The sequence below is a fragment of the Burkholderia sp. 10_S31 genome, assembly GCF_056930375.1.
This window is the reverse complement of record NZ_JBXOWK010000001.1, coordinates 1,382,218-1,393,296: the sequence shown is the minus strand read 5'-3', so window position 1 is coordinate 1,393,296 and position 11,079 is coordinate 1,382,218. Positions and strand designations below refer to the sequence as shown.

9 protein-coding genes and 1 pseudogene are annotated in these 11,079 nt (G+C 64.7%); 4 read left to right on the top strand and 6 right to left on the bottom strand.

Annotated elements, in window-relative coordinates; genetic code table 11:
- Positions 1–35: 35 nt before the first annotated feature.
- From fdhE to fdnG, 4 genes are all read right to left on the bottom strand, one after another.
- Positions 36–971 carry a formate dehydrogenase accessory protein FdhE gene (gene fdhE, locus AC1Z3W_RS06310; RefSeq protein WP_173938472.1) on the bottom strand — a complete coding sequence of 312 codons (936 nt, stop codon included), beginning with the start codon at positions 969–971 and terminating at the stop codon, positions 36–38.
- A gap of 110 nt (positions 972–1,081) precedes the next feature.
- The gene (locus AC1Z3W_RS06305; protein ID WP_483507268.1) at positions 1,082–1,708 is read right to left on the bottom strand and encodes a formate dehydrogenase subunit gamma; all 627 of its coding nucleotides are present in this window, start codon (positions 1,706–1,708) and stop codon (positions 1,082–1,084) included.
- Positions 1,705–2,619 (bottom strand): formate dehydrogenase subunit beta, encoded by a 915-nt coding sequence (gene fdxH / locus AC1Z3W_RS06300; RefSeq protein ID WP_057923914.1) that lies wholly within the window; start codon positions 2,617–2,619, stop codon positions 1,705–1,707. The genes AC1Z3W_RS06305 and fdxH overlap by 4 nt, the downstream gene beginning before the upstream one ends.
- 10 nt (positions 2,620–2,629) lie before the next feature.
- The gene (fdnG, locus tag AC1Z3W_RS06295; protein ID WP_483507267.1) at positions 2,630–5,701 is read right to left on the bottom strand and encodes a formate dehydrogenase-N subunit alpha; all 3,072 of its coding nucleotides are present in this window, start codon (positions 5,699–5,701) and stop codon (positions 2,630–2,632) included.
- 138 nt (positions 5,702–5,839) lie between these two features.
- On the opposite strand from fdnG, the gene AC1Z3W_RS06290 reads away from it, so the two are divergent.
- The 4 genes from AC1Z3W_RS06290 (at position 5,840) to AC1Z3W_RS06275 (ending at position 9,194) form a co-directional block, all read left to right on the top strand.
- Positions 5,840–6,772 carry a YihY/virulence factor BrkB family protein gene (locus AC1Z3W_RS06290; RefSeq protein WP_483507266.1) on the top strand — a complete coding sequence of 311 codons (933 nt, stop codon included), beginning with the start codon at positions 5,840–5,842 and terminating at the stop codon, positions 6,770–6,772.
- A 91-nt stretch (positions 6,773–6,863) separates the two neighbouring features.
- The gene (locus tag AC1Z3W_RS06285; RefSeq protein ID WP_141661742.1) at positions 6,864–7,106 is read left to right on the top strand and encodes a hypothetical protein; all 243 of its coding nucleotides are present in this window, start codon (positions 6,864–6,866) and stop codon (positions 7,104–7,106) included.
- 85 nt (positions 7,107–7,191) lie between these two features.
- Positions 7,192–8,349, top strand: coding sequence for a porin (locus AC1Z3W_RS06280; protein ID WP_057923918.1), 1,158 nt, complete (start codon positions 7,192–7,194; stop codon positions 8,347–8,349).
- Positions 8,350–8,720: 371 nt separating this feature from the next.
- The gene (locus AC1Z3W_RS06275; protein ID WP_057923919.1) at positions 8,721–9,194 is read left to right on the top strand and encodes a VOC family protein; all 474 of its coding nucleotides are present in this window, start codon (positions 8,721–8,723) and stop codon (positions 9,192–9,194) included.
- Positions 9,195–9,331: 137 nt separating this feature from the next.
- Here the strand turns inward: AC1Z3W_RS06275 and AC1Z3W_RS06270 are convergent.
- Both AC1Z3W_RS06270 and AC1Z3W_RS06265 read right to left on the bottom strand, forming a co-directional pair.
- Positions 9,332–10,125, bottom strand: a pseudogene (locus AC1Z3W_RS06270) (aminoglycoside adenylyltransferase family protein).
- Positions 10,126–10,381: 256 nt separating this feature from the next.
- A complete protein-coding gene (locus AC1Z3W_RS06265; RefSeq protein ID WP_011548077.1) occupies positions 10,382–10,831 on the bottom strand; it encodes an HU family DNA-binding protein in 450 nt (149 codons plus the stop codon).
- Positions 10,832–11,079: the final 248 nt, after the last annotated feature.

Here is an 11,079-nt window from a genome sequence, read left to right as displayed (position 1 = left end):
GCCGGCGCTCGCGCACCGGCCCCGGCCGCCTGCCGTCAATCCGCTTCGCGCGTCATGTCCGGCCATAGCAGCGGGTTCGGCGAACTGCGCTGGTAGCCGGCTTCGTTCATCAGCAGGTCGAGCGTGAGGCTCGCAAGGTCGTCCGCCAGCGGCTCGAACTCGAAGTCCTTCTCCTGATAGCCGATCTTGCGATAAGTCTTGCACTCGTCGCACGACTCGGCCTTGACGGCTTCGCTGCCGCCCTCGATCCCATGGTAAGCGATGCCCTTGGTCGAGTCGCAGTGCGAACATTTCGTGCGCACCATGTGCCACTCGGTCGTGCACAGCCCGCACTGCAGGAAACGGTAGCCCTGGAACTGGCCCCCGACGCGCACGACGCTCGCGACCGGATGCGTGCCGCACACCGGGCACAGCCCCGGCTGGTCGAGATACGGGACGTCGGCCGGCGCGACGCGGCTCGCGAGATCGGTCCAGACGACCTGCAGCGCAGCCATCAGGAACGGCGCGGTGGCCGGGTCGACCTCGGCAAAGCGCAGCCCGAGAATCGCATCGGCCTGCGTGTCGAGTTCGGCGGGCGCCATCAGGCGCAGCCGGTCGAGCAGTTTCGCGAGCGACGGATTGACGAGACCGGCGCCTTCGACGCGGTCGAGCAGTTCGTACAGCACGGCCCGCCACTGCGGGTTGCGCTCGCCGTCGAGCGCCGGCACGAGCGGCATCGAATGCTGCTGCGCGCGCGCGATCGCTTCCTTCGACGGCAGCGGCAGTTCCAGCGTCTGCAGCGTCGCGTGCTGCGCATCGGCGACGGTGGCCATCAGCCGCAGGTAGCCGCTGATCGGGTTCAGGTCGGCAAGCTTGCGCAGCCGCGCGGCGCGCGCGGCAAACGCGGTCGCGCGCTCCGGCAGGCGAAAGCGCGGAATGGCCGAATGATCGAGCGCCGAAATCTCGGTCGGTTCGAGAATGCGTTGTGTCACGAAAATGTCTTCCAAAAAAAACAAGCGCCGACAGATCGGCGCTTTTCAGGCGATTCCGACGGTTGGCGGAACGGTACGCAACAATCGGCGTACCGTCCCGCTCCGGTGCGTTACTTCACGCTTTCACGGAACCACTTCGGGTGATGCTTGCGGGCCCAGCCCAGCGTGACGGTGCCGCGCACCATCGCCCCGATCGAGCCCTTCACCCACAACGCCGCGTAAATGTGCACGATGATGCTCGCGATCAGCACGAAGGCCGCCACGGCATGCACGACGGCCGCCGCGCTGATCACCCCGATCGGGAAGTAGAACGAGAAGTAGCGCCGCCAGATCACGACTCCCGACAGCAGGAGCAACAGCAGGCACGCCACCAACGTGAAGAATAGCAGCTTCTGTCCGGCGTTATATCGGCCGACGGGCGGCAGCTTGTCTTCCTGGTTGGTCAGCACGTCGCCGATCTGCTTCAGCCACTGCCGATCGTCCGCGTCGAGCGTATTGTGGTGCCAGAAGCGCACCACCAGGATCGCGAACGACACGAACATCACGAGGCCGACGAACGGATGCAGGATCCGCGTCCACTGGCCGCCGCCGAACAGCGCGGTGAGCCAGAACATCGACGGATGGAACAGCGCGAGCCCGGACAGCGCGAGCAGCACGAACGTGATCGCGGTGATCCAGTGGTTCGTGCGCTCGTTCGGCGTGTAGCGGACGATCAGGTTGGGGTCGTCGTGTTTCATTTCGCGTCCTCCTTGATGCGTCGCGCCTCGTCGCGCGCGGCGGCTTCCTCGTCCTCGCTGACCTCGTTCGGACCGACCCGCGTGTAGTGGAAGAACCCGGCCAGCGCGGTCAGCGCGAGGCCGGCGACCGCGAGCGGTTTCGCGATCCCCTTCCACAGCTTCACCATCGGACTGATCGACGGATTGTCGGGCAGCCCGTGATACAGCGACGGTTTATCCGCGTGGTGCAGCACATACATCACGTGCGTGCCGCCGACGCCCTGCGGGTCGTACAGCCCCGCATGCTCGAAGCCGCGCTCCTTCAGGTCCTCGATCCGCTCGGCCGCGTGCTGCTTCATGTCCTCCTTGGTGCCGAACACGATCGCGCCGGTCGGGCAGGTCTTCACGCAGGCCGGTTCCTGACCGACCGCGACACGGTCGGAACAGAGCGTGCACTTGTACGCGCGATGATCCGTCTTCGAGATCCGCGGGATGTTGAACGGACAGCCGGTCACGCAGTAGCCGCAACCGATGCAGTTCTCCTCGTGGAAATCGACGATCCCGTTGTTGTACTGCACGATCGCGCCCGGCGACGGACACGCCTTCAGGCAGCCCGGATCCTCGCAGTGCATGCAGCCGTCCTTGCGGATCAGCCATTCGAGGTCGCCGGCCGGGTTCTCGTATTCGGAGAACCGCATCACCGTCCACGAGTGCTCGGTCAGGTCGGCCGGATTGTCGTACACGCCGACGTTGGTGCCGACTTCGTCGCGCAGGTCGTTCCACTCCATGCACGCCGTCTGGCACGCCTTGCAGCCGATGCACTTCGATACGTCGATCAGCTTCGCGACGCTCCCGGTCACCGGTTCGCGCGCCGTGGGCGGCGGCGTCGTGGTGGCCGAGACGCGCTTGATATCCAGCGATTGCAATGCCATCTCTTCCCCCTTACGCCTTTTCGACCTTCACCAGGAACGACTTGAATTCCGGTGTGTACGAGTTGCCGTCGCCGACGGACGGAGTCAGGGTGTTGGCGAGATAGCCGGGCTTCGTCAGACCCTTGAAGCCCCAGTGCAACGGGACGCCGACCGTCTGGACCTTCTTGCCCTCGATCGTCAGCGGCTTGATCCGCTTCGTGACGAGGGCGACCGCGATGATGTAGCCGCGCTTGGACGACACCTTCACGCGCTCGCCATGCGCGACGCCGACTTCCTTCGCGAGGTCTTCGCCGATCTCGACGAATTGCTCGGGCTGGATGATCGAGTTCAGCCGCGCGTGCTTGGTCCAGTAGTGGAAATGCTCGGTCAGCCGGTACGTCGTCGCGACGTGCGGGAACTCCGACACCTTGCCGAACGACGCGCGGTCGTCCGGGAACACGCGGGCGGCCGGGTTGTTCAGCGCCTGCGGGTTGTCAGGGTGCAGCGGGTTCGCCGCAAGCGGCGTCTCGAACGGCTCGTAGTGCTCGGGGAACGGGCCTTCGTTCATCCCCGCGCGGGCGAAGAAGCGCGCGACGCCTTCCGGGTTCATGATGAACGGCCCCATCCCATTCTCCGGCGGTTCGTCCACCTTGAAATCCGGCACGTCGACGCCCTTCCACGCACTGCCGTTCCAGCCGACCAGCTTGCGGGTCGGGTCGAACGGCTTGCCGGCGACGTCGCACGATGCGCGGTTGTACAGGATCCGACGATTGGCCGGCCACGCCCACGCCCAATTCAGCGTCTGGCCGATGCCGGTCGGGTCGGAGTTGTCGCGCCGCCCCATCTGGTTGCCCGCCTGCGTCCACGCGCCGCAGAAGATCCAGCAGCCGCTCGCGGTCGTGCCGTCGTCCTTCAGTTGCGCGAACGCGGCGAGTTGCTCGCCCTTCTTCACGAGCGTCTTCGTCGGATCCTTCGGATCGGGCAGGTCGGCGAGCGCCTTCCCGTTGAACTCCATCGCGAGTTCTTCGGGCGTCGGGCTTTCCGGGTTCGCGTACGGCCACGTCAGGTTCACGATCGGATCCGGATACTTGCCGCCGTCCGTCTGGTACATCTTGCGCATGCGCAGGAACAGCCCCGACATGATCTCGAGATCGCTCCGCGCCTCGCCCGGCGGCTCCGCGCCCTTCCAGTGCCACTGCAGCACGCGGCTCGAACTGACGAGCGAACCGTTTTCCTCCGCGAAACACGTGGTCGGCAGCCGGAACACCTCGGTCTGGATCTTCGACGCATCGACATCGTTGAAGTCGCCGTGATGCTTCCAGAACTCGGACGTCTCGGTCGCGAGCGGATCCATGATCACGAGCCACTTCAGCTTCGCGAGGCCGGCTGCCGTCTTCACCTTCGACGGTGCCGCCGCGAGCGGGTTGAAGCCCTGGCAGATGTAGCCGTTCATCTTGCCGGCATTCATCAGCTCGATCGCCTGCAGCAGGTCGTACTGCTTGTCGAGCTTCGGCAGGTAGTCGTACGCCCAGTTGTTCTCGGCGGTCGCCGCGTCGCCCCACCACGACTTCATGAAGCTGACGTGGAAGGCCTTGTAGTTCTTCCAGTAGCTCAGTTGGTTCGGCCGCAGCGGCAGTTGCACGCGCTTCTTGATGTAGCCGTCGAAATCCTGTTCGGCCTGCATCGGCAGCGTCATGTAGCCCGGCAGCAGGTTCGACATCAGCCCGAGGTCGGTCAACCCCTGGATGTTCGAGTGGCCGCGCAGCGCGTTCATCCCGCCGCCGGCGATGCCGATGTTGCCGAGCAGCAGTTGCACCATCGCGCCGGTGCGGATCATCTGCGCGCCGACCGAGTGGTGCGTCCAGCCGAGCGCGTACAGGATCGTGCCGGCGCGGCCGGGAACGGCGGTGGTCGCGAGCATCTCGCACACCTTCAGGAATTTCTCCTTCGGCGTGCCGCACGTCTGCTGGACCATGTCCGGCGTATAGCGCGCGTAGTGCTGCTTCAGCAGGTTGTACACGCAACGCGGATGCTGCAGCGTCGGGTCGACCTTCACGAAGCCGTCGTCGCCGCGCTCGTAGTCCCAGCTCGATTTGTCCGGGTACGCGTGCTTCTCGGCGTCGTAGCCGGAATAAATGCCGTCGTTGAACGCGAAATCCTCGCGCACGATGAACGAGAAGTCCGTGTAGTTCTTCACGTACTCATGCTGGATCTTGTCGTTCGTCAGCAGATAGTTGATGACGCCGCCCAGGAAGACGATGTCGGTGCCGGTGCGGATCGGCGCGTAGTAGTCGGCCACCGAGGCCGTACGCGTGAAGCGCGGGTCGACGACAATCAGCCGCGCCTTGCGGTGCGCCTTCGCCTCCGTTACCCACTTGAAACCGCACGGATGGGCCTCGGCTGCGTTGCCGCCCATCGCGAGAATCACGTCCGCGTTCTTGATGTCGACCCAATGGTTCGTCATCGCTCCACGGCCAAACGTCGGGGCAAGACCTGCCACCGTCGGGCCATGTCAGACACGCGCCTGATTGTCGAATGCGAGCATCCCGAGGCTGCGGACAGCCTTGTGCGTCAGGTAGCCGACTTCGTTGCTGCCCGCCGACGCGGCCAGCATGCCGGTGGTCAGCCAGCGGTTGACCTTGGCGCCGTCTTCCGCCGTCTCGACGAAGTTCGCGTCGCGGTCGGCCTTCATCAGCTTCGCGATCCGGTCGAGCGCATCGCCCCATGAGATACGCTCCCACTTGTCCGAGCCCGGCGCCCGGTATTCGGGATGCGTCAGGCGGTTCGGGCTGTGGATGAAGTCGATCAGGCTCGCGCCCTTCGGGCACAGCGTGCCGCGATTGACGGGATGGTCGGGATCGCCTTCGATATGGATGATGCTCGGCTGCGCATTCTTCGCACCGTCGCCGAGGCTGTACATCAGGATGCCGCAACCCACTGAACAATAAGGACAGGTGTTGCGCGTTTCGACTGTGCGCGCCAGCTTGTACTGTCGGACTTCGGCGAGCGCTTCCGTCGGAGAAAAGCCCATCAGGGCAAGACTCGATCCGGCAAGCGACGTGGCCGTCACCTTCAGGAACTGGCGCCGGGACATTTGTAGCATGATGGTCTCGGCTGCTTGTGGGGTGAGGTGAAACTGAAAGGATTATAGACAGCCAGCGCAACTATGATGAAATCTTCTGATCAATACTGATTTGCCCGATCCACCGATATCCCGCGATCGGCACGCAACCGAACCGTCATGAAACGACAGATCACGTCCGAAGCTACCCGTCTCGCGCAACAACAGGCCAACTGGGCACTCAACGCGTTCAAGCGTTTCTCCTCCGACCGATGCTCGGCGATGGCCGCGAGCATCGCGTTCTTCTCGGCGTTCTCGCTCGCGCCGACGCTCGTGATGGTGATCGCCGTGGCCGGCTGGTTCTACGGCGACGACGCCGCGCGCGGCCAGGTGTTCGAGCAGGCACACCAGCTGATCGGCGACGACGCAGCGGCCAGCATCCAGACGATCGTGCAGAACGCGCATCGCGCGGGCGAGCGCGGCGGCATCGCGACGCTGATCTCGTTCGCCGCGCTCGCACTCGGCGCATCGGCGACGTTCGCGTCGCTGAACACGGCGCTGAGCGTGATCTGGCCGAGCACGGAAAACCGCTGGTCGAGCATGCTCGGGCTCGTGCGCGTGCGGCTGATTTCGTTCGGGCTCGTGCTCGGCGTCGCGTTCCTGCTGATCGTGTCGCTCGTGCTCGACACCGCGATCACGTTCATCGGCACGTGGCTGCTCGGCAATTCACCGTACGTCGTGATCACCAACCTGCTGCAGTTCTTCGTCGGCATCGCGGTGCTCGCAGGCGCGTTCGCCGCGCTGATGAAGTTCCTGCCGGACGCGCGCGTCGCATGGCACGACGCGGTGATCGGCGGGATCGTGTCCGCGATCCTGTTCTCCGGCGGCAAGAAGCTGTTCGCGCTGTATCTCGCGCACGCGGGCACGGCAAGTGCGTTCGGCGCGGCCGGATCGTTCGCGGTCCTGCTGATGTGGCTGTACTTCTCGGCGGCCGTGCTGCTGCTCGGCGCGGAATTCGCGGCTGCGCGCGGCGATGCACATCGCCGCACCGGCAACGTTGCGGCCGTGTCCGCGCAGACGGATCGCGCCGCCGATCGCGCACGCGACAGCTGATTGCCTCGCGCGGCCGCGCATTGCGCGTGCCGCATCGTCGTCCTACGCGACCGCGCTTCTTTTCGCAACCACCCCGCCCCGTCTCGCGTTCATGCGTGTTGATGCTTTGCTTGCATCACCACGTGATGCAAGCCGCAACGGCAAACGTTTGCCATCGTCGATTTCCGTGCTCCAACCGGCGAAATCCGCCCTTCTGTTGCCAAACACCACAACCACCGCAACAATCGCAGCGCAGCAATTGTCAACTATTTCAAAAACAGGAACAGTTCTTGATGTGCTTGATCTATATGAACTTTTTCTCGCTGTTACCTTTTCGAGACACTTTATTTTTTAAGCTTTCTTGCCTGTATGGCACTGAGCTATTCTCCATTCCGCAACAAATAACGAATGACGAATCATTTGCGTGGAGATACTCAACGATGAAGAAACTCGCTCTCTCGACCCTCTCGCTCGCCCTGCTGGGCGCCGCCGGTGCTGCTCACGCCCAGTCGAGCGTGACGCTGTACGGCGTGATCGACACGTCGATCGCATGGGTTCACGGCAACGACGGCCAGGCCAACAACTCGTGGCAAATGCTGTCGGGCAACCTGCAAGGCAGCCGTTGGGGCCTGAAAGGCGCTGAAGACCTCGGCGGTGGCCTGAAGGCGATCTTCCAGTTGGAAAACGGTTTTGATCCGGGCACGGGTCACCTGAACCAAGGTGGTCGCATGTTCGGTCGCCAGGCATACGTCGGCCTCCAGAGCAACCAGTACGGTACGCTGACGCTCGGCCGCCAGTACGACCCGCTGGTCGACCTGGTCCAGGCAGTCACGGCTGACAACTACTTCGGCAGCGTGATGGCCACGCCGGGCGACGTCGACAACAACGACAACTCGCTGCGCGTCAGCAACGCAATCAAGTACACGTCGCCGGTCTGGGCAGGCTTCCAGGTCGAAGGCATGTACGCCCTCGGCGGCGTCGCAGGCAAGACGGGCTCGGGCCAGACGTGGTCGGTCGCAGCTGCATACAACAACGGCCCGGTCGGCGTTGCAGCAGGCTACTTCTACGCAGCCAACCCGTCGCCGACGACGGCTGTCGGCCGCGCAGGCTGGGGTTCGACGACGTCCGACGCGATCTTCGACGGCCCGATCAACTCGGGTTACGACACGGCGAAGTCGATCGCCATCGCGCAAGTCGCAGGCCAGTACGCAATCGGCCCGGTAACGGTCGGTCTCGGCTACAGCAACGCACAGTACAAGCCGGACGCATTCTCGGGCTTCGGTTCGACCGAAAAGTACAACACGGGCCGCGCGTTCGTGACGTACCAGGTCACGCCGCCGCTGCTGCTGGGCCTCGGCTATTCGTACACGAAGGCAAGCGGCGACACGGCCGCGAAGTACCATCAGGTCGGTGTCGGCGCGGACTACTCGCTGTCGAAGCGCACGGACCTCTACCTGGTTGGCGCATACCAGCACGCAAGCGGCACGCAGCTCGTCGACGGCGTGCAGCAAACCGCGCAAGCGTCGATCGCTTCGTACGGCTTCGCTGGCAAGAGCTCGGCCGAAATGGTCGCGGTCGGTATCCGCCACAAGTTCTAAGAAGTACGTTTCCGGTGTGCATGTCGTCTTCGACGCCATGCCGCCGAACTGCAAAACCAGTCATCGGCTTCGGCCATGGCTGGTTTTTTTTCGTCCGTTGCCGGCGGCGGCCGCCAGCGCCGTGGCGGACGACGACCGCGCCGGGACTCTCAGATACGGCAGTCGGCCGGGAGCGGCGCCTGAGCCGCCTATCGCGCGCAGAAAGCACGTTTGCAGGCATGTCGGGCACCTCGCCCTGTCGATGAATCCGGCGCCCCTCCCATGTGAAGCACGTATGCTTCGACATGTCGATTTCGACGCCCCTCGTCCGTCGTATCGATGGCGGCATGCAGATTGCCCGTCCCTCACCGACAGCTGACAGGAGACGCTCCATGACGATTCAGAAGATCACGCCGTTCCTCTGGTACTCGACGGAAGCCGAAGAAGCCGCAGCCTTCTATGCGGGCATTTTCCCGAACTCGCGCGTCGTGCGCGTCACGGCGGTGTCCGGCACCAACGGCACCCGGATGGTCGAGTTCGAACTGTTCGGGCAGCCGTTCATCGCGATGAGCCACCCGCGCACCGAGACGTTCAACCACGCGATCTCGCTGATGATCAGTTGCGCCGACCAGGCCGAACTCGACCGTTACTGGAGCGCGCTGCTCGACAACGGCGGCACGGCCGACGGCTGCGGCTGGCTGCGGGACCGCTACGGCGTGTCGTGGCAGATCGTTCCGGACGCACTGATCCCGATGATGGCCGACCGCGACGAGGTCAAGGCGGCGCGGGTGGCCGCGGCCATGATGCAGATGACGAAGTTCGACGTCGCCGCGCTGAAGGCCGCGTACGACGGCACGGCGGGCTGACGAAGCCACGGCGGCACGTCCTTCGCGGGGCGCCGCGGCACGTTCGTGGCGCGCGTGCAGTCCACGCATGACCGCATCCATCGACGGGATTGCGTCGCGCCACTACGCAACCGCGGGCGGCGACCGTTCGCGCGCCGCTACGCCGACAGCATCGCTTCGACGATTCGTCGCGCGTAGCGCACGAACGCGGCGACCGGTTCGCCGGAGAGCAGCGCATCGTCGCCGTCACCGCGCAGATAGACGGTACGCGCAGCCGACAGGACGAGTTGGTACGCGTCGGGCAGGCGCGCCGTTACCCACGTCGCGGCGACGTCCTTCGGCGCGATCCTGCCGGTCGCGGCGCTGTACCAGATGCGTGCGAGCGCCAGCACGACGTTGCATTCGTCGCCGCGCCAGTCCGGCTCGGCATGCCACTGCGCAACGGTGGCCAAAAGCGCGGCGACGAAATCGCGCGCGGACACCGGCTCGAACCACTCGGTCGCGCGCGGCCCGAGCAGCGCAACGTCGTGCGGCCGCACCTTCGTCAACAGAATCGCCAGATCGTGATCGATGCATGGCGGCTCGACGATGCCCGCGCGCAAATCGCCGCGCAGCCATTCGCCGAACTGCAGCGCGCGCCGGGTCGGATGACACCATGGAACCACGTCGCCGCGCACGACGACCGTCACTTCCAGCGCGCGCATGTGCGCCGCGCTCCCCGGCGGCGCCGACACGTCGAGCAAGTCGAGCATCAGCGCACGCCGCACCGCGTCGCCCGGCAATGCGGCAACCGTCACCAGCAGGTCGATATCGCTGCGCGGTTTCAGCCCGCGTCGAGCGCCGAGCCGAACAGATGCATCGCCTGCAGCGTTGCGCCGAGATGCCGTTCGATCACGGCGCACGCGGCGCTCACCTGGTCGGCGATCTCGCCGGGAACGATCGCTGCGTTCATGACACGAGACCCGCGCGACGAATGCGCGACACGCTGCGTTGCAAGGTCGCGCGCCGGATCGAACGCGGCGACCCGGCCGTTCGCACGTTTGGCCCGCGACACCGGATGCGCATCACATCATGCCGCCTGCTCGCTGCACAACGTCGTCGCCGCGCGATTTGCGCAGCGCAATAAAAATCCCCGTACGCTTTCGCGTACGGGGATCGTCGGACATCGCAACGGTCGCCGACTTGCATTCGGCAACCGTTGCGCGGCATTACGCAGCCGCGTCCTTCAGCTTCTTCAGCGCACGTGCCTTCACGCGCACGCTGGCCGGCTTTGCCGGGAACCAGCGCTCTTCGCCCGTGAACGGATCCTTGCCGAAGCGCTTCTTCTTCGCCGGCACGACTTGTGCCGTGATCTTCAGCAGACCCGGCAGCGTGAACTCGCCTGCGCCCTTCTTGTGAACCGAGCCCAGCACGACGTTCTCGAGTGCGACGAGCACTGCCTTGACCGCCTTCACTTCGACAGCTGCACGCTCAGCGATGTGCGTTGCGAGCGATGCCTTCGTGAACTTGTCCTTCAGCGGCGTCGGAGCGGCCGGTGCTGCCTTCGCGACAGCTTTCTTGGCCACTACTTTCTTCGCGGGCGCAGCCTTTTTGGCAGCCACTTTCTTGGTGGCCGGTGCGGCAGCCTTCTTGGCCACCTTTTTTGCGGAAGTCGCCATGTTTCTCCTACCAGGTGTGGTCGTTGGATACACGAAGCGTGCAACGCGCGCGCTTCAACGCCGGATTCTACAAGCGCCGTGACGCTTCGTGCAGTACTTTTATGCGTTTTCGCGGGGTTTCCCGCAGGTTTTGTTGCGCACGACCGACTTCACCGACGCGCGAGCATCGAAAAACGCCTTTACGTATACGTCCGAACGCGAATTACGTTCGATATTTGCGCACCTATACTGACCTCGCTCAGTGCCCC

Coding starts and splice junctions, on each gene's coding strand:
- fdxH (WP_057923914.1), bottom strand. CDS start 2,619: ATGGCATTGCAATCGCTGGATATCAAGCGCGTCTCGGCCACCACGACG.
- AC1Z3W_RS06280 (WP_057923918.1), top strand. CDS start 7,192: ATGAAGAAACTCGCTCTCTCGACCCTCTCGCTCGCCCTGCTGGGCGCC.
- AC1Z3W_RS06265 (WP_011548077.1), bottom strand. CDS start 10,831: ATGGCGACTTCCGCAAAAAAGGTGGCCAAGAAGGCTGCCGCACCGGCC.
- AC1Z3W_RS06290 (WP_483507266.1), top strand. CDS start 5,840: ATGAAACGACAGATCACGTCCGAAGCTACCCGTCTCGCGCAACAACAG.
- AC1Z3W_RS06285 (WP_141661742.1), top strand. CDS start 6,864: ATGCGTGTTGATGCTTTGCTTGCATCACCACGTGATGCAAGCCGCAAC.
- AC1Z3W_RS06275 (WP_057923919.1), top strand. CDS start 8,721: ATGACGATTCAGAAGATCACGCCGTTCCTCTGGTACTCGACGGAAGCC.
- AC1Z3W_RS06305 (WP_483507268.1), bottom strand. CDS start 1,708: ATGAAACACGACGACCCCAACCTGATCGTCCGCTACACGCCGAACGAG.